This window comes from Cellulosimicrobium funkei (assembly GCF_900155925.1).
Classification (GTDB): Bacteria; Actinomycetota; Actinomycetes; order Actinomycetales; family Cellulomonadaceae; genus Cellulosimicrobium; species Cellulosimicrobium funkei.
Genome location: NZ_FTMI01000005.1, coordinates 186,464 through 202,980, shown reverse-complemented (window position 1 = coordinate 202,980; position 16,517 = coordinate 186,464). Strand labels below are relative to the sequence as shown.

Below are 16,517 nucleotides of genomic sequence, written 5' to 3'. Positions count from 1 at the left end.
CCGGACGACCCGAGCGAGGCCGGTCGGCCGCGACGGCTCGAGCCTAGGAAGCGATAACCTAGAAGTCCAACAACTAGTGTTTGTCAAATAGAGAACTGTGAGTGGTCAATGGATCTTCGTCAGATGGAGTACCTCGTCGCGCTCGCGGACGAACGCCAGTTCACCCGCGCCGCCCAGCTCGTCGGAGTCTCGCAGTCGGGGCTCTCCGCCGCGGTCCGCAGCCTGGAGGAGGAGCTCGGCGCGAGCCTGTTCACGCGCACGACGCGGCGCGTCGAGCCCACCGAAGCCGGTCTCGCGCTGCTCCCGTACGCACGCTCCATGCTCGCGCAGGCTGCCGCCGCCCGCGACGCGGTCGTCCGGGCCACGCGCGCGCTGTCCGGCTCGCTGCGCGTCGGCTCGGAGCAGTGCCTCGGCGTCCTCGACGTGACCGCCCTGCTCGAGCGCTTCCACCGCCGCTACCCGCAGGTGGAGATCCACTTCGCGCAGGCGGGCTCGCACGACCTCCTCGCGCGCGTCCGCGAGGGCGACCTCGACGTCGCGTTCGTCGCGACCACCGAGCACCTGGGGCCGCTGTCCCAGACGGTCCTGGGCAGCGAGCCGCTCGTGCTCGTGTGCGCGCCCGAGCACCCGCTCGCCGGGAGGGGCCGGGTCGAGTGGTCCGACCTCTCGGGCCAGGAGTTCGTCGACTTCGACCCCTCGTGGGGCGCGCGGCCGGTCAACGACGCGACGTGCGCCGCGCACGGCGTCCACCGGCGCGTGCGGTGCTCGGTCAACGACGTGCACACGCTCCTCGAGCTCGTCGACCGGGGGCTCGGCATCGCGCTCGTGCCGCGCCACGTCGCGGGCAAGCCGGAGGCCGAGCGCCTCGTCACGCTCGCGCTGCCGGAGGGCGGTGCGCCGAGCTGGGTCGTCTCCGTCGTCACGGGGCGCTGGGACCGCGGCGCCTCGGCCGCGCCGCAGCTCCTGGAGCTCCTCGCGGACGCCCCCGCGTGCCGCGGCGTCGACGTCTCCCGGCCCGACGCGGCTGCGCTGCGCGCGGGCGTCGAAGCGCCGAGCCCTGCCGTCGAGGTGCCGAGCCCTGCCGTCGAGGCCGTGGCGGAGGCCCGGTGACCGCCCGCGCGGGCACCGACGCACCGCTCTTCCCGCTGCGCAGCGTCGTCCTCGGCGCGTTCCTGCCCACGCTCGTCCTCGAGATCGGCGTGGGGGCCATGCTGCCGGTCGTCGCCGTCACGGCCACGGGCCGGGGCGCGAGCCTCACGGTCGCGGGGCTCGTGGCCGCGCTCGTGCCGATCGGCAAGATCCTCTTCGACCTGCCCGCCGGGGCGCTCGCCCAGCGCCTCGGCGACCGTGCGGCCATGCTGCTCGCCGGGGGCGTCGCGGCGGTCGCCTTCGCGACGATCGCGCTCACCCCCAGTCTGTGGGGCCTCGCGGCGGGGGTCCTCGCGCTCGGTGCGTCGACCGCCGTCTTCAACCTCGCCCGCCAGGCGTACCTCACCGAGATCACGCCCCCGCTGCGCCGGGCCCGCGTCCTGTCGACGCTCGCGGGCGTGCACCGGATCGGGCTGTTCCTCGGCCCGTTCGCGGGCGCGGCGGTCATCGCCGCGACGGACGTGCGCGGCGCCTACTGGCTCGGGACGGGCGCCGCCCTCACCGCGGTGGTGGTGCTCGCCGTCGTGCGGCCGGACCCCGCGGAGGCCGGGCGTGCTCGACTGCGCGGCGCGCGGGCCGTGCCGCGGGTCGGCATCGCCCGCGTGGCGCGCGACCACCGCCACCTGTTCGCGACGCTCGGCGTGGCGATCCTCCTGGTCAGCGCGGTCCGTGGGGCCCGGCAGACCGTCATCCCCCTGTGGGGCGAGCACCTGGGGCTCGACGCCGAGGTGACGTCGCTGATCTTCGGCGTCTCCGGTGCGCTCGACATGCTGCTCTTCTACCCGGCGGGCAAGGTCATGGACCGGTTCGGGCGCCTGTGGGTCGCCGTGCCGTCCATGCTCACGATGGCCGTCGGTCTCGCGGTGCTGCCGCTCGCGCACACCGCCCCCGCGCTCGCGGTCGTCGCGGCCGTGCTCGGGGTCGGGAACGGCATGGGCTCGGGCATCGTCATGACGCTCGGCGCCGACGTCGCGCCCGCGGACGTGCGCCCGACCTTCCTCAGCGTGTGGCGCCTGTTCCAGGACACCGGTGACGCCCTCGGCCCGCTCGTGCTGTCGGCCGGTGCGGCGCTGGGGTCGCTCGCCGCGGGCGTCTGGGCGACGGCGGCGCTCGGCGCCGGCTCCGCGGCCGCGCTCGCACGGTGGGTACCGCGCCACTCGCCGCTCGCGAACCTCGTCCGACGTCGCTAGTCCGGGCCGCCCTCGGGCGCGGTGGGGCCCCGGGCCGGGCCGCGCGACGGCCCGGCTCAGACGAGCGTGAGGACGCCCAGCACCCCGACGGCGAGGGCGAGCGCGAGCGAGACGGCGATGAGCACGACGTGCACGGTGAGGAAGCGCGTCGCGCGGCCGTCGGCGTCGCGCGAGCGGGGGTCCTTGGCGATGCGCTGGAGGAAGCGCGGCCAGATGAGCAGGTTCCAGGCGGCCGTGACGAGCAGGACCACGGACCAGACGACGGGGATCTCCACGTCCCGAGCATGCCAGGAGGCGTCGGGTGCCTCGGCCGGGGCGGCCGCGGGCAGCGTGTGGGATCCAGCACATCGACGCAGGCGTGAGGTGAGGCTAACCTCTCTCGTGGTCGACGCGCTCGCGGGGCCGCCGTTCCGCCCGGGGAGCCGGGCGCCGCAGAGGAGCCGCCGGTGTCCGTCAAGACCGTCAAGCCCCAGGACGCGCACGTCGTCACGCTGAGCGTCGTCGGGCGCGAGCGGGTCAGTCCGAACGTCGTGCGGGTCACGCTCGGGGGAGACGAGCTGGACCTCTTCACCCCGCTGGGGTTCGACCAGTGGTTCCGGCTCTTCCTCCCGCGCGAGGACCAGGACGCGCTGCGGCTGCCGACCCGCGCGTCGGGCCTCTGGTACGTCCAGTACCTCGCCACGCCGAAGGCGCGCCGCCCGTGGGTGCGGAACTACACCGTGCGCGCCGTGCGCCCGGGCCTGCGCGAGCTGGACGTGGACTTCGTCGTGCACGGCGACGCGGGGCCCGCGTCCTCGTTCGCGCTGTCCGCCGAGCCGGGGGACCGCGTGGGCCTGCTCGACCAGGGGATCGGCTACCACCCGCGCGTCCCGCACGACTGGACGCTCCTCGTCGCCGACGAGACCGGGCTGCCCGCGGTCGCGGGGATCTGCGAGTCCCTGCCCGACGACGCGCGCGGCCTCGCGGTGGTCGAGGTCCCCGAGGCGGCGGACGCCCAGGAGTTCCGCGTGCCCGCGGGCGTCGAGCTGCGCTGGCTGGCGCGCGACGGCGCACGGCCCGCGGGCGGCGGCGACCACGACCTGCTGCCGGGTCGTCTCGCGCTCGACGCCGTACGGTCGGCCGACCTGCCCGCCGGTCCCGGCTACGCGTACGCGGTCGGGGAGTCGGCGCTCGCCACGGGCGTGCGCCGCCACCTGGTCAACGACCGGGGCATGCCGAAGGCGCACGTCGACTTCGTCGGGTACTGGCGCCACGGGCACGCGGCGTCCGCCTGACGCGCCCCGCGCGCGTCGTCGGGCGCGGGGCGTCGTGCAGCGGGTCGTCGTGCAGCAGGGGAGGGTCGGTCAGACCCGGCGGAGCTGGCGGAACATCGGGCAGTCGAACGGGTCGCGCGCCGAGAGCCCCACGCGGTTGAGGTACCGGACGACGATCGCGTAGGACTGCACGAGGCTCGTCTCCGTGTACGGCAGGCCGAGGTGCGCGCAGTGCTCGCGCACGATCTCGCGGGCCCGCGCGAGGTGCGGGCGCGGCATGCTCGGGAACAGGTGGTGCTCGATCTGGAAGTTGAGCCCGCCCATGAGGATGTTCATCCACCACCCGCCGCGGATGTTCCGCGAGGTGAGGACCTGCTTGGACAGGAAGTCGATCTTGCTGTCGGCGGGGATGATCGCCATGCCCTTGTGGTTGGGGGCGAACGACGCCCCCATGTAGACGCCGAAGACGGCGAGCTGGACGCCCAGGAAGGCGGCTGCGAGGCCGAGCGGCAGGAACCAGACGACCGCCCCGACGTAGAGCGACAGGCGCAGCGTGATGGTGACGATCTCGATGACGCGCGTGCGGACGTCGCCGCGCGCGCGGCCGCCGGCGAGGAGCGAGCGGAACGCCTGCACGTGCAGGTTCACGCCCTCGAGCGTGAGGAGCGGGAAGAACAGCCAGCCCTGGTAGCGGTTGATGACCGCCCGGAAGCCCTTCGCGACCTCCGCGTCCTCCTCGAGGAACACGACGACGTCGGGCGCGATGTCCGGGTCCTTGCCGCGGCGGTTCGGGTTCGCGTGGTGGCGCGTGTGCTTGTTCATCCACCACGAGTGGCTGATGCCGACGACGCCGTTGGCCAGCACCTTCCCGAGGCGGTCGTTCGCCGGGCCGGACGCGAAGACCTGGCGGTGCGACGCCTCGTGCGCGACGAACGCGAACTGGGTGAGGATCAGGCCGAGCGCCCCGGCGACGAGGAGCTGGAACCACGAGTCGCCCAGGAGGACGAACCCGGCGACAGCGCCGCCGAGCGCGAGCGTGAGAACCCCGAGGGTCCACAGGTAGTAGGCGTGCGTGCGGTGGAGCAGGCCCGCGTCGCGCACCGTGCGCGACAGTGCGCTGTAGGTGCTGGTGACGGCACCGGGCTCGTCGGTCCGAGGGCGGGTGGCCCGGAAGCCCGGGCGCACTGCGGCAGAGGTCATGTGTCCTCGCAGGGGTGTCGGTGTCGACTTCCCAGCCGCGGAGGTGAGCAGGTGCTCGTCGTGCAGATGACCCCACCCTACGGGACCGTAGGTTGCGCGCGCGAGGGGGCCGGGTGAAGGAGTCGCGAAGGAGCGACACCTCCTCCGGAGGGGTCAGGCGGCGAACCGGAAGGTCTGGCGGTACTCCGTCGGCGTGATCCCGACCGCCCGCCGGAAGTGGTGGCGCAGGAGCGCGGCCGACCCGAAACCGCTGCGGCGCGCGACCTCCTCCAGGTCCAGCGAGGACTCCTCGAGCAACGACTGCGCGTGCGCGACGCGTTGCGACGTCAGCCACGCGAGCGGGGTCGTGCCGGTCTGCGCGACGAACGCGCGCGCGAAGGTGCGCTCGGAGGTGTGGGCCCGGCGGGCGAGGTCGCGCACGGTGAGCGGCTCGTCGAGGTGGTCGGTCATCCACTCCAGCAGCTCCCCGAACGAGTCCTCCTCGCACTCGGGCACCGGGCGCTCGATGAACTGGCGCTGCCCGCCGTCGCGCTGGGGCGGCACGACCATGCGCCGGGCGATGGTGTTCGCCACCCGGGCCCCGAGCTCGCGGCGCACGAGGTGCAGGCACGCGTCGATGCCCGCCGCCGTTCCGGCGCTCGTGATGAGGTTGCCGTCGTCGACGAAGAGCACGTCGGGGTCGATGTCGAGGCTCGGGTAACGACGGCGCAGCTCGTCGGCGTGCATCCAGTGCGTCGTCACCCGCCGTCCCTCGATGACGCCCGCGGCCGCGAGCACGAACACGCCCGAGCACACGCTGAGCAGCAGGGCGCCGCGGTCGGACGCGCGGCGGACGGCGTCGAGCACCGCGGGCGGGTAGTCGGTCCCGATGCGGATCGCCGGCACGACGACCAGGTCCGCGTCGTCCGTCGCGGAGAGGTCGTGGTCGGGCACGACGTGCGCGCCCACCGACGTGCGGACGGCACGGCCCGCGACCGGGCCGCACACGCGGAAGTCGAACGACGGGACGCCGTCGTCGCTGCGGTCGAGGCCGAAGACCTCGCACACGACGCCGAACTCGAACGGGGCCAGGCCGTCGCACACGACGGCCGCGACGGATCGCACCATGCTCGGCACGCTACGCCGCTGGCAGGATCTTGTCGAGAGGTGTCAGTGCTGCCACTCGTGGCGCGGGTCGTGCGCCGCGAGGGTGGAGCCATGGACATCTTCTGGGGTGTGGTGGCTCTTCTCCTCGTCGTCGGCCCGACGGTCGCGGCCCTCGCGGTCCGCCGCGAGGACCCGGCCCGTCCGTGGTTCCCCGCCGGGTCCGACGGCGCGTGGCCCGACGGCGCCGCGTGGGACGCGCGCGGGGACCGGTCGGTGCACGGCGAGCGCTGGGACCGCGACGCGCAGCGGCTGGACGCCGACCTGCGCGCCGCGGCGTCGCGACCGGCTGAGCCGGCCGCCGTCGTCGACCCGCACGAGGTCGCGGCCGAGCTCGTGCTGCGGCGCGTCGTGCCGAACCCGGCCGTGCGCGACGGCGCGCGCGCCGCTCCTGCCGTGCCGGGCGGGCGCCCCGGGGCGAACGCGCCCGCCGCGCCGCGGCGGCCGGGGACCCGGGGCACGCCGCTCGCGCGCTGAGCCCTCGCGTGCGGAGCCGCCCGGCCGCGCCGCTCGACCGCGTGCGGCGTCTCCGGACGCACGAACGGCCCGGACCTCGTGGAGGTCCGGGCCGTTCGCGGGGGAGCGGTGTCGCTCGGGTCAGGCGCGCGAGCCGACCGCGTCGACGTCCGCGTCGCCCGTGAGCTGGTCGAGGCCCTCGAGCTCGTGCGCCTCCCACGGGGCGTGGCCGAGGCTCGGGATCATCGTCGCGAGCTCCGGGCGCCACTTGGTGAAGCGGGCGGGGAAGCAGCGCTCGAGCAGGTCGATCATCGCGGGGACGGCCGTCGAGGCACCCGGCGAGGCGCCGAGCAGGCCGGCGATCGAGCCGTCGGACGCCGCGATGACCTCGGTGCCGAACTCGAGGACGCCCTTGCCGTCCTTGTCCTTCTTGATCACCTGGACGCGCTGGCCCGCGGTGATGGTCTCCCAGTGCTTGGGGTGCGCGGTGGGCATGAAGCCCTGGAGCGCGGTGAACTTGGTCTCCGGGCTCGCGAGGAGCTGGCCCACCAGGTACTGGGTGAGGTCGAGGTTCTTCAGGCCCGCGCCGACCATCGAGCCGAGGTTGTGCAGGCGCAGCGACGTGAACAGCCCGAGGTACTTGCCCTTCTTGAGGTACTTGGGGCTGAACCCGGCGTAGGGGCCGAACATCAGGTACGTCTTGCCGTCGACGACGCGCGTGTCCAGGTGCGGGACCGACATGGGCGGCGAGCCGACGTCGGCCTTGCCGTAGACCTTCGCCTGGTGCTGGGCGACGAGCTCCGGGTCGTCCGTGCGGAGGAACTCGCCGCTGATCGGGAAGCCGCCGTAGCCCTTCGCCTCGGGGATGCCGGCCGCCTGCAGCAGCGGCAGCGCGCCGCCGCCGGCGCCGACGAACACGAACCGGGCCTCGACGGTCGAGCGGCGCTTCGGGGCGTTCCACGAGCGGTCCTTGACCGTCAGGCGCCAGCGGCCGTCCTTCGTCTTCCTGAGGTTCTTCACCTCGTGCTCGAGGTAGAGCTGCGTGCCCTCCGAGACGAGGTAGTCGACGAGCTGCTCGGTGAGGGCGCCGAAGTCGACGTCCGTCCCGCTCGTCGCGCGCGTCGCCGCGACCGGCTCGTCGCCGTCGCGCTCGGCGACCAGGAGCGGGGCCCATTCGGCGATGACCGCCGGGTCGTCCGTGAACTCGAGCTCGCTGAACAGCGGGTGGCGGCGCAGCGTCTCGAAGCGGCGACGCAGGTAGTCGACGTTCTCCGCGCCGCGCACGAAGGTCATGTGGGGGGTGCGGGAGATGAAGCTCGCGGGCTGCGGCAGCGCGCCCGTCGTGAGCAGGTGGTGCCAGAACTCGCGCGACACCTCGAACTGCTCGTTGATCTTCACCGCCTTGGTGATGTCGATCGAGCCGTCCGGCTTCTCCGGCGTGTAGTTCAGCTCGCACAGGGCGGCGTGACCCGTCCCGGCGTTGTTCCACGGGTTCGACGACTCCTGCGCCACGGCGTCCAGGCGCTCGTAGATGCGCACCTTCCAGGTGGGCTCCAAGACCTTCAGGAGTGCCCCGAGCGTGGCGCTCATGATGCCACCGCCGATGAGGGCTACGTCGATCTGGTCTGCGCTGCTTGCGGGGTTGCTCGCTCGACTCGACACATGTCGATCCTACGCTTGTGAAAGAGTGCACTAACTGTGCGGTGCGTCACGGGCGTGCGTCACACTTTCGCGGGACCTCGGTCCCGAGCCGGGCAGGTCGGACGTCGCGTACCGCGCGATCCGGCCGGGTCCGAGCCGTCTTCCCGCGAGGTAGAGCCGTGGTCTCGCGAGGTAGAGCCGTGGTCCGCGTGCGCCAGCCGACCACGCCTCTACCTGGCGGACCAGGGCTCTACCTCGGCCGACCGGGGCTCTACCTCGCGGGGGTGGGGTTCTCCTGCGGCGGGGAGTACGGGGACGGCCAGGGGCCGATCTCGGGGAGGCTCACGGGCTCGCCCGCGAGGCGGGCGGTGGGCTCGGCGCCGGGGGTGCGGCCCGCGAGCCAGGCGGCGACGTCGGTGAGGCGGCCGTGGACGACGACGGCGCCCCGGCCGGGCGCGGACGCGGGCGCAGGCGAGGCCGCGGCCCCGGAGGTGGGCTCGGCTTCGGACGCGGGCTCAGGTCCGGCATCCACGCGGAGGCCGCCCGGTCCGACGCGAAGGGCGCCCGGTCCGATGCGGAGAGCGCCCGGTCCGACGTGGAAGCCGCCGGCGCCCACGACGAGGTCTCCGGGTTCCCCGTCGAGCGCGACCACGACGTCGTCCGCGAGCCGGACCCCGAGGAAGTCGAGGAGGTGCAGCCCGAGCGCGGGAGGCCAGGAGTCGAGACCGACGCCCGCGTCGAGGTCGACCGCGTGGATCCGCACCTCGCGCCACCAGGCCACGAGCGCGTCCGCAACCGTGCCGTCGCGGTACGTCACCGGCGCGGACCACCCGGGGGACCCGGCGGCGGGCCACGCGGCGTCGAGGCGGTCGGCCAGCGCATCGAGTGCCGCGACGTGCTGCGCGACGGAGCGCAGCGCGCCCGTCCGGATGCCGTCCTCGCGCCCGGCCGCGCCGCCGTCGTACACCTCGACGAGCTCGCCGCGCGCGGCGCGCTCGGCCTGCCGTGCCATGGCCTCGCCGATGGCGGTGACGTGCGCGAGCACGTGGCTGCGCGACCACCCGGGCAGGGCCGACGGCGCGTCGAGCCCGGCGGCGTCGAGCCCGCGCGCCGCGTCGGTCACCGCGTCGAGGGCGGCGCGCGCGTCGCGCCGGACCTCCTCGACGTCGGGCGGGGTGAGGGCGGGGGCGTCGGTCAGGGCCACAGCAGCTCCTTCGTCCAGGTGGTCGGCGCGCCGGACGCCGCGGTGTACCGCAGGCGGGTCTGGCCCGCGCCCGACGACGCCCAGAACTCCACGCTCGTCGGCTCGAGCGCGTACGCGGTCCAGGCGTCGAGGACGAGCCCGGGCTCCGCCCGCACGCGGTCGAGGGCGGCGTCCCATGCCTCGCGGTAGGCGGCGCGGGACGCGAGCGGGGCGCTCTGCGACCCGGCGAGGGCGGTCGCGCGGGAGAAGTCGGACCGGTCCAGGAAGTCGGCGGCGGACGTCTCGGCGTCCAGCGGCACGACGGGCCCGCGCACGCGGACTTGCCGACCGTGCTCGCGCCAGAAGAACGTCAGGGCGGCGTTCGGGTTCTGCGCGAGCGCGACGCCCTTGGGGGAGTCGGCGCGTGTCGCGAAGACCCACCCGTCGCCGTCGACGTCCTTGAGGATGAGGGTCCGGGCGTCCACGCGGCCGCTGGCGTCGGCGGTCGAGAGGGTGGCGGCGTGCGGTGCGGGCAGCCCGGCGTCGATCGCGTCGTCGAGCCAGCGGACGAAGAGCGTGCCCGGGTCGTCGGGTGCGGCGTCGACGTCGAGACCGGGGAGGTCGGGGCCGAAGACGGGCAGGGCGCGCAGGCGCTCGCGCAGGGTCGGGCGGTCGGCGTCGGTCATGCGTCCTCCGAGGTGGTCGGGAGCGGGTCGAGCAGGGCGACGAAGCCCCGCGCGGCGGCGGACATCGCGTCCGGGTCGTCGAGGGCGCGCGCGAGGACGTACCCGCCCTGCACGACGGCGACGGCGGCGTGCGCGCGGTCGCGCGCCGCGTCGTCGGGCAGCCCGCCCTCGACGAGGACGGCGGCGGCCAGGTCGACGAGCCCGCGGAAGTAGGCGCGCACCTCAGCGGCGAGCGCGGCGTCGTCCATGACGGCCTGGTCGCTCACGAGGCGCCCGACCTTGCAGCCGGCCAGCGCGGGCCGCGGGCGTTCGAGATAGCGGACGAGGCGCTCGACGGCGGAGCCCTGCGCGCCCAGGTCGCGGCGCGCGGCGTCGAGGCCCGCGGTCGTCGTGGCGTGCACGGCCGCGGCGGCGAGGTCGTGCTTCGTGGGGAAGTGGTGGTAGAGGCTGCCCTGCCCGACGCCGCTCGCGGCGAGGACCTGGCGCGGGCTCGTCGCGCCGACGCCCTGCGCCCAGAACAGCTCCTGCGCGGCGGCGACGAGGCGGTCCCGGTTCGAGCCGGGCGCCTCCGCGCGTGGCTCGGGTCGCGTGTCGGACGGCATGGTCCGAGCCTAACGGGCGACCATACCTACCGCTAGGTATGTCGCGGACGAGTCTCGGGACCGACGGGGTGCGACCTGCGCCTGGGGGAGAGCGACGGTCTCGCCCCACCGGTCTTGTGGACCGTCACCAACGCGTCGTCGGGCTCCCCGGTCGGCGGAACGCGACGCTGGAGAGACCGTGCACGGGCGCGCGCGGCGCGCGTCGCCACGATCGACCCATGGACCACGACCTCGCCGCGCTGCTCGACGACCTCGTCTCCGCCACGACGCGCGAGGAGGCGCCCTCCGCGGACAGCCTCCTCGCCGTCCTCGCGACCGACGACGACGACCTTCTGGACGTCGTCGCCGCGGCGGCCCGGGTCCGACGCCGGTGGTTCGGCCGGCGCGTGAAGCTCGCCTACCTCGTCAACCTCACGTCCGGGCTGTGCCCCGAGGACTGCACCTACTGCTCCCAGCGCCTCGGGTCCGCGGCGGAGATCCTGCGGTACACGTGGCTCCGTGCGCCCGAGGCGCTCGGAGCGGCGCGCGCGGGGATCGACGCCGGGGCGTCGCGCGTGTGCCTCGTGGCGAGCGGGCGCGGCCCCACGGAGCGCGACGTGACCCGCGTCTGCGGGGTCGTGGCCCGGATCGTCGAGGAGCACCCCGGCGTCGAGGTCTGCGCGTGCCTCGGGCTGCTGTCCGACGGCCAGGCCGAGCGCCTGCGCGACGCAGGTGCCTACGCCTACAACCACAACCTCAACGCGTCGGAGGACGCCTACCCCGAGATCTGCACGACCCACGGCCACACGGACCGCGTCGCGACCGTCCAGCGCGTCCAGGGCGCCGGGCTGTCGGCCTGCTCGGGGCTCATCGCGGGGGCGGGGGAGACCCCCGAGCAGCTCGTCGACGTGCTCCTGGAGCTGCGGGCGCTCGAACCGGACTCCGTCCCGGTCAACTTCCTCGTGCCCTTCGAGGGGACCCCGCTCGCGGGCCGGCACGAGCTCACGCCGCAACGGTGCCTGCGGATCCTCGCCGCCGCGCGGTTCGCGCTGCCCCGGGCCGAGCTGCGCCTGGGCGCCGGGCGGGAGCTCCATCTGCGAGCACTCCAGCCGCTCGCCCTGCACGTGGCCAGCTCGCTCTTCCTCGGCGACTACCTCACGGCGGAGGGGCAGGACGCCGCCGCGGACCTCGCGATGATCGCCGATGCCGGCCTCGAGGTCGAGGAGGTGCCCGGACCCGCCGGGCGGACGGCGTCGTCGCGCGTCGTTCCGCGCCGCCGCGGGGCGGGGACGGACGTCGCTCCCAACGCCTGATCGCCGCGACCGTCGTAGCGTGAGGGCGTGAGGGTGCAGCAGCGGGTGCTGGTGGTCGCGGTCCTCGCGTCGTTCGTGTCGTTCCTGGACGGCTCGGTGGTCAACGTCGCGCTGCCCGCGATCTCCGCCGAGCTCACCACCGGGCCCGTCACGGGTCTCGCGCTGCAGCAGTGGGTCGTCGACGCCTACATGATCACGCTCGGCGCGCTCATCCTCCTGGCGGGGTCGCTGTCGGACGTCCACGGGCGCCGCCGCATCATGGCGATCGGGCTCGTCGGGTTCGCCGTGACGTCGGTCGCGTGCGCGCTCGCGCCCGACGGCCTCGTCCTCGTCGTCGCGCGCGGCCTCCAGGGCGTCGCGGGCGCCCTGCTCGTGCCCAGCTCGCTCGCCATGATCATCTCCACGTTCGACGGCGAGCGGCAGGCCCGCGCGATCGGCTCCTGGACCGCGTGGACCAGCACCGCGTCGCTCGTCGGGCCGCTGCTCGGCGGCGTCCTCATCGACGCGATCTCGTGGCGCTGGGTCTTCTGGATCAACGTGCTCCCCGTCGCCGTCACGCTGTGGCTGCTGCGCGGCGTCCCCCGGTCCGCGGCGGAGGAGCCGGACGCCGCGGCGGGCCCGGGCGGACGACGGCGCATCGACACGCTCGGGGCGACGCTCGCCGCCGTCGGGCTCGCGGGGACGGTGTTCGCGCTCATCGAGCAGGGCCGCTTCGGGTGGGCGAGCCCCGTGGTGTGGGGACCGTTCGCCGTGGGGGTCGTGTGCCTCGCCGCGTTCGTGGGGTGGGAGCGCCGCGCCCCGGACCCGATGCTGCCGCCGCGCCTGTTCCGGGTGCGCAACTTCGCGTGGGGCAACCTCGCGACCGCGGCGATCTACGGCGCGCTGTACTTCGGCGGGTTCGTCGTCACGCTCTTCCTCCAGCAGGTCGGCGGGTACAGCGCGACCGCCGCCGGGCTCGCCCAGCTCCCCGTCACGCTCGTGCTCCTCGCCCTGTCGACGCGGTTCGGGGCGCTCGCGGGCCGCTACGGCCCGCGCCTTTTCATGACGCTCGGCCCGATCGTCGGTGGGGCCGGCTACCTGCTCCTGCTCACGACGACCGACGACGCCGTGTACGTCACCCAGGTCCTGCCGGGCCTCGTGCTCTTCGGCCTGGGCCTCGCGATGACGGTCGCGCCGCTGACGTCGGCGATCCTCGGCTCGATCCCGGCGGCCGACGCCGGCATCGGCTCCGCGGTGAACAACGCGGTGTCGCGCGTCGCGGGGCTCGTCGTCATCGCGTTCGCGGGGGTGATCGTCGGCGGCGTGCTCGACCTCGACGGCTTCCACCGCTCGCTCCTCGTCACGGCGGGCCTGCTCGTCCTCGGCGGCGTGCTCAGCTGGGTCGGCATCCGCAACGACCGTGTGCGCGCCACCGGCGCCGGAGGGGCCCAGAGCGGCTGAGGCGGAGCGCCGGCTCGAGGTCCCGCGCCCGCCGTGCCGACGGCTAGCGCACCGTCTGCAGGTCGTGGGTCGAGGTGTTGAGGCGGCGTGCGCCGTCGGGCACGTCCGGCGGGAACGCGACGACGATGTCCTCGATCCGGACGCCGAAGCGGCCGGGCAGGTACACGCCCGGCTCGACGGAGAAGCACATGCCGGCCTCGATCGGGCGGTCCTCGCCCTCCACCATGTACGGCGGCTCGTGCGTCGTCGTGCCGATGCCGTGGCCGGTGCGGTGCACGAACTGCTCGCCGTAGCCCGCGTCGACGATGACGGCGCGCGCGGCGCGGTCGACGTCCTGGCACGTCGCGCCCGGGCGCACCGCGTCGACCCCGGCCTGCTGCGCGCGCCGGACGACGTCGTAGACCTCGCGCTGCTGGTCCGCGAGGGCGTCGTCCGTTCCGCCCGCGACGAGCACCGTCCGCGAGGTGTCCGACCCGTACCCGTCGCGCAGCCCGCCGAAGTCGAGCACGACGAGGTCGCCGGGCTCGATGACGCGGTCGCCCGCGTCGTGGTGCGGGTCGGCGCCGTTCGGGCCGGAGCACACGAGCGTGAAGTCGACCTGCTCGTGCCCGTGCTCGCGCAGGAACCGGTCGAGGTCGGCCGCGACGTCCCGCTCGCGCCGGCCCGCGAACGCGACGCCCAGGACGTCCGCGAACGCGGCGTCGGCGGCCGCACCCGCCGCGGCGAGGCGCTCCACCTCCGCGGCGTCCTTGACGGCCCGCAGCGTCGGGACGGCGTCGGAGAACGCGGTGAGGCGGACGCCGGGAAGCGCGCGCTGGAGCCCGAGCACGTGCAGCGCCCACGTGGCGTCCGAGACGGCGTAGGTGCCGTCCGCGGCGAGGAGTCGCGTCGCGGCGTCGTGCTCGTCGTCGCCGTCGCGCCACGTCACGACGTCCAGGCCGTCCGCCCCGGGGGCGGAGGCCAGGTCGCCCCGCTCCAGCAGCGGCACGACGACGGACGCGCCGCCGGTCGTCCCGGTCCCCTCGGCGGGGATCGTGAGCAGCGTCAGCCGCTCCGTCTCCGGTGGCGCGTACCCGGTGAAGTACGCGAGGTCGGGGCCGGGCGAGACGAGCAGCCCCGTGAGACCGGCCTCGCGCGCGTGCGCGGCGGCGCGCTCGCGACGCACGGCGTAGACCTCGGGACCGAACGCGGCCCCCGGACGTGCGGCATCGGTGCTGGACATGAGCCCAGCGTGGCACCGCTCGACGCCGAGCTCGACCCGAGCGGCCCGACGTCGGTCCTCCGCGGGTCCGCTCGGGCGGCCGGGTCCGTCCCGGTCGTCGCGGGTTGGGCGGTCCGGCTCGGGTCCGGGAGTGGCAGGCTGCTCGCATGACCGACGTGCGCAACCTCCTCGCGGCCCTCGACACGTTCGACGGGCACTGGCAGCCGCACCGCGTGGCGAGCCTCAACGACGCCGACGTCAAGGTGGTGAAGGTGCTGGGCGAGTTCGTCTGGCACACGCACCCCGAGACCGACGAGCTGTTCCTCGTGCTCGACGGCGAGCTGACGATCGACCTGCGCGACGGCGGCGTCGAGCGCGCGGTCGTGCTGGGCCCGCACGACCTGTTCGTGGTGCCGCGGGGCGTCGAGCACCGGCCGCGTGCCGCCGTCGAGACCTCCGCGGTGCTCGTCGAGCGGCAGGGGACGGTCAACACGGGCGACGCGGGCGGCGACCTCACGTCGCCGCTGCGGGAGCTGCCGGGCGAACCGCCCACCGCCTGACGGCCCGCCCGACCGGCCCGGACGTGCCGGACCGGCCCGCGGCGGGTCGATCGGGCGCCGCCGGGGCCGGTCTCGGAGGGTCAGACCCGCACGACGACCTTGCCGCGCACGTGCCCGGACTGGCTCGCGCGGTGCGCGTCGGCGGCGTCGGCGAGGTCGAAGACCTCCGCGACCTCCGGGCGCAGCAGGCCCTCGTCGCCGAGCCGAGCGAGCTCGGCGAGGTCGGCCGCGTCAGGGCGCACCCACACGTAGTGCCCGCCCAGCTCGTCGCGTGCCCGCGCGTCCGTGATCGAGGCGACCGTGCCGCCGTCGCGCAGCACCTGCGGGACCGAGTCGAGCGCGTCGCCGCCCACGTAGTCGAGGACGACGTCCACGCCCTCGGGCGCGAGCGCGCGGACCCGCTCCGCGAGCCCGTCGCCGTACGTCACCGGCTCCGCGCCGAGCGAGCGCAGGAAGTCGTGGTTGCGCTCCGACGCCGTCCCGAGGACGCGCGCCCCGAGCGCCTTCGCGATCTGGACGGCGAACGACCCGACGCCGCCGGCGGCGGCGTGCACGAGCACAGTCTGGCCCGCGGCGAGCCCGGTGCGTCGGATGGTCTGGTACGCCGTCAGCCCCGCGAGGGGCACCGCCGCCGCCTCCTCGAACGACCACGCCGCCGGCTTGCGCGCGAGCGTCCGGACGGGCGCCGCGACGAGCTCGGCGAACGTGCCGCCCGAGACCTCGCCGCCCACGACGTCCTTGCGCACGTACCCGTACACCTCGTCGCCGACCTGGAGCTCGGGGGTGTCCAGGCCCACGCGCTCGACCACGCCCGCGACGTCCCAGCCCGGGACGACAGGGAACGCGACATCCATGATCTGGTCGAGGTACCCCTCGCGGACCTTCCAGTCCACCGGGTTCACGCTCGCGGCGCGCACGCGCACGAGGACGGAGTCGGGGCCGACCTTGGGGGTCGGGAGGTCGGTCGTCTCGAGGACGTCGGGGCCGCCGTAGCGGGAGTAGGTGATGGCTCGCATACGGGCGGCAACCCCGCGGGCGCCCGACGGATTCCCGCGATGCGGTCAGCCCTCGAACGCGGTGGGGTCCATGTGAAGGACCTCCCACTGGTGCCCGTCGAGGTCGGCGAAGCTCCGCGAGTACATGAAGCCGCCCTCCTCCTGGGGGTCCTTGACCGCCGTCGCACCGGCGGCGAACGCGGCGTCGGCGAGCCGGTCGACCTCGGCGCGGGAGCCGACGCTCAGGGCGTTGATGACCTCGGTCGTGGCGGTCGCGTCGGCGATCGCCTTGTTGGTGAACCGCTGCGCGAACTCCGCGGTGAGGAGCATCACGTAGATCGTGTCGCTGAGCACGATCGAGGACGCGTTCTCGTCCGTGAACTGCTCGTTCACCGTGTACCCCAGCGCGGTGTAGAACGCCTTGGCGGCGTCGAGGTCCTGGACGGGCAGGTTGACGAAGATCTGGGTGCTCATGTGGTCCTCCGGTGTCGCGGGCGCCTGGCCCGAGGGGTGTCGCGGGATAGAC

At 74.9% G+C, this 16,517-nt stretch carries 17 protein-coding genes; 7 read left to right on the top strand and 10 right to left on the bottom strand.

The annotated features are described in order from the left end of the window. Positions 1 to 108 precede the first annotated feature (108 nt). Positions 109 to 1,110, top strand: a complete 1,002-nt coding sequence (locus BXA05_RS14125) for a LysR family transcriptional regulator (protein ID WP_083711899.1) — start codon at positions 109 to 111, stop codon at positions 1,108 to 1,110. Continuing rightward, complete coding sequence (locus BXA05_RS14120; protein WP_083711898.1) at positions 1,107 to 2,339, top strand: MFS transporter; 1,233 nt, start codon at positions 1,107 to 1,109, stop codon at positions 2,337 to 2,339. The genes BXA05_RS14125 and BXA05_RS14120 overlap by 4 nt, the downstream gene beginning before the upstream one ends. 56 nt (positions 2,340 to 2,395) lie before the next feature. Here BXA05_RS14120 and BXA05_RS14115 read toward each other — a convergent pair whose 3' ends face one another. Then, the gene (locus BXA05_RS14115; protein WP_061266776.1) at positions 2,396 to 2,614 is read right to left on the bottom strand and encodes an SCO4848 family membrane protein; all 219 of its coding nucleotides are present in this window, start codon (positions 2,612 to 2,614) and stop codon (positions 2,396 to 2,398) included. A gap of 171 nt (positions 2,615 to 2,785) precedes the next feature. Here BXA05_RS14115 and BXA05_RS14110 point away from each other — a divergent pair, with 171 nt between their 5' ends. After that, positions 2,786 to 3,613 carry a siderophore-interacting protein gene (locus tag BXA05_RS14110; RefSeq protein WP_076405609.1) on the top strand — a complete coding sequence of 276 codons (828 nt, stop codon included), beginning with the start codon at positions 2,786 to 2,788 and terminating at the stop codon, positions 3,611 to 3,613. A gap of 69 nt (positions 3,614 to 3,682) precedes the next feature. On the opposite strand, the gene BXA05_RS14105 is transcribed toward BXA05_RS14110, so the two are convergent. Together BXA05_RS14105 and BXA05_RS14100 are read right to left on the bottom strand one after the other, a co-directional pair. Beyond that, positions 3,683 to 4,792, bottom strand: a complete 1,110-nt coding sequence (locus BXA05_RS14105) for a fatty acid desaturase family protein (RefSeq protein WP_034651111.1) — start codon at positions 4,790 to 4,792, stop codon at positions 3,683 to 3,685. Positions 4,793 to 4,945: 153 nt separating this feature from the next. Further along, a complete protein-coding gene (locus tag BXA05_RS14100) occupies positions 4,946 to 5,899 on the bottom strand; it encodes a helix-turn-helix domain-containing protein (RefSeq protein WP_076405607.1) in 954 nt (317 codons plus the stop codon). Between the two features lie 90 nt (positions 5,900 to 5,989). Between BXA05_RS14100 and BXA05_RS14095 the strand changes: the two genes are divergently transcribed. After that, the gene (locus BXA05_RS14095) at positions 5,990 to 6,412 is read left to right on the top strand and encodes a hypothetical protein (protein WP_076405605.1); all 423 of its coding nucleotides are present in this window, start codon (positions 5,990 to 5,992) and stop codon (positions 6,410 to 6,412) included. Between the two features lie 120 nt (positions 6,413 to 6,532). Here BXA05_RS14095 and mqo read toward each other — a convergent pair whose 3' ends face one another. From mqo to BXA05_RS14075, 4 genes are all read right to left on the bottom strand, one after another. Beyond that, positions 6,533 to 8,053, bottom strand: a complete 1,521-nt coding sequence (mqo, locus tag BXA05_RS14090; protein WP_061266772.1) for a malate dehydrogenase (quinone) — start codon at positions 8,051 to 8,053, stop codon at positions 6,533 to 6,535. A gap of 250 nt (positions 8,054 to 8,303) precedes the next feature. After that, on the bottom strand, positions 8,304 to 9,236 hold the full coding sequence (locus tag BXA05_RS14085) for a maleylpyruvate isomerase family mycothiol-dependent enzyme (protein WP_076405603.1): 933 nt from the start codon (positions 9,234 to 9,236) through the stop codon (positions 8,304 to 8,306). Next, positions 9,227 to 9,901, bottom strand: a complete 675-nt coding sequence (locus BXA05_RS14080) for a pyridoxine/pyridoxamine 5'-phosphate oxidase (RefSeq protein ID WP_061266770.1) — start codon at positions 9,899 to 9,901, stop codon at positions 9,227 to 9,229. Before BXA05_RS14080 ends, BXA05_RS14085 begins: the two co-directional genes overlap by 10 nt. After that, a complete protein-coding gene (locus tag BXA05_RS14075; RefSeq protein WP_076405601.1) occupies positions 9,898 to 10,503 on the bottom strand; it encodes a TetR/AcrR family transcriptional regulator in 606 nt (201 codons plus the stop codon). The genes BXA05_RS14080 and BXA05_RS14075 overlap by 4 nt, the downstream gene beginning before the upstream one ends. Before the next feature lie 218 nt (positions 10,504 to 10,721). On the opposite strand from BXA05_RS14075, the gene bioB reads away from it, so the two are divergent. Both bioB and BXA05_RS14065 read left to right on the top strand, forming a co-directional pair. After that, positions 10,722 to 11,795 carry a biotin synthase BioB gene (bioB, locus tag BXA05_RS14070; RefSeq protein WP_076405599.1) on the top strand — a complete coding sequence of 358 codons (1,074 nt, stop codon included), beginning with the start codon at positions 10,722 to 10,724 and terminating at the stop codon, positions 11,793 to 11,795. Between the two features lie 27 nt (positions 11,796 to 11,822). Continuing rightward, positions 11,823 to 13,235, top strand: coding sequence for an MFS transporter (locus BXA05_RS14065; protein WP_076405597.1), 1,413 nt, complete (start codon positions 11,823 to 11,825; stop codon positions 13,233 to 13,235). A gap of 43 nt (positions 13,236 to 13,278) precedes the next feature. On the opposite strand, the gene BXA05_RS14060 is transcribed toward BXA05_RS14065, so the two are convergent. Next, positions 13,279 to 14,457, bottom strand: a complete 1,179-nt coding sequence (locus BXA05_RS14060; protein ID WP_076405595.1) for an aminopeptidase P family protein — start codon at positions 14,455 to 14,457, stop codon at positions 13,279 to 13,281. Between the two features lie 146 nt (positions 14,458 to 14,603). On the opposite strand from BXA05_RS14060, the gene BXA05_RS14055 reads away from it, so the two are divergent. After that, positions 14,604 to 14,996 (top strand): cupin domain-containing protein, encoded by a 393-nt coding sequence (locus BXA05_RS14055; protein ID WP_034654712.1) that lies wholly within the window; start codon positions 14,604 to 14,606, stop codon positions 14,994 to 14,996. 80 nt (positions 14,997 to 15,076) lie between these two features. Here BXA05_RS14055 and BXA05_RS14050 read toward each other — a convergent pair whose 3' ends face one another. Next, positions 15,077 to 16,012: an NADP-dependent oxidoreductase gene (locus BXA05_RS14050; protein ID WP_076405593.1), complete on the bottom strand. Its 936-nt coding sequence runs from the start codon at positions 16,010 to 16,012 to the stop codon at positions 15,077 to 15,079. A gap of 45 nt (positions 16,013 to 16,057) precedes the next feature. Next, complete coding sequence (locus BXA05_RS14045; protein ID WP_034654698.1) at positions 16,058 to 16,465, bottom strand: VOC family protein; 408 nt, start codon at positions 16,463 to 16,465, stop codon at positions 16,058 to 16,060. Positions 16,466 to 16,517 lie beyond the last annotated feature (52 nt).

What these genes read in the sequence shown, in the direction of transcription:
- BXA05_RS14125 (WP_083711899.1), top strand. Translation starts at nt 109, where the DNA reads ATGGATCTTCGTCAGATGGAGTACCTCGTCGCGCTCGCGGACGAACGC.
- BXA05_RS14105 (WP_034651111.1), bottom strand. Translation starts at nt 4,792, where the DNA reads ATGACCTCTGCCGCAGTGCGCCCGGGCTTCCGGGCCACCCGCCCTCGG.
- BXA05_RS14100 (WP_076405607.1), bottom strand. Translation starts at nt 5,899, where the DNA reads ATGGTGCGATCCGTCGCGGCCGTCGTGTGCGACGGCCTGGCCCCGTTC.
- BXA05_RS14095 (WP_076405605.1), top strand. Translation starts at nt 5,990, where the DNA reads ATGGACATCTTCTGGGGTGTGGTGGCTCTTCTCCTCGTCGTCGGCCCG.
- BXA05_RS14080 (WP_061266770.1), bottom strand. Translation starts at nt 9,901, where the DNA reads ATGACCGACGCCGACCGCCCGACCCTGCGCGAGCGCCTGCGCGCCCTG.
- BXA05_RS14075 (WP_076405601.1), bottom strand. Translation starts at nt 10,503, where the DNA reads ATGCCGTCCGACACGCGACCCGAGCCACGCGCGGAGGCGCCCGGCTCG.
- bioB (WP_076405599.1), top strand. Translation starts at nt 10,722, where the DNA reads ATGGACCACGACCTCGCCGCGCTGCTCGACGACCTCGTCTCCGCCACG.
- BXA05_RS14060 (WP_076405595.1), bottom strand. Translation starts at nt 14,457, where the DNA reads ATGTCCAGCACCGATGCCGCACGTCCGGGGGCCGCGTTCGGTCCCGAG.
- BXA05_RS14055 (WP_034654712.1), top strand. Translation starts at nt 14,604, where the DNA reads ATGACCGACGTGCGCAACCTCCTCGCGGCCCTCGACACGTTCGACGGG.
- BXA05_RS14050 (WP_076405593.1), bottom strand. Translation starts at nt 16,012, where the DNA reads ATGCGAGCCATCACCTACTCCCGCTACGGCGGCCCCGACGTCCTCGAG.
- BXA05_RS14045 (WP_034654698.1), bottom strand. Translation starts at nt 16,465, where the DNA reads ATGAGCACCCAGATCTTCGTCAACCTGCCCGTCCAGGACCTCGACGCC.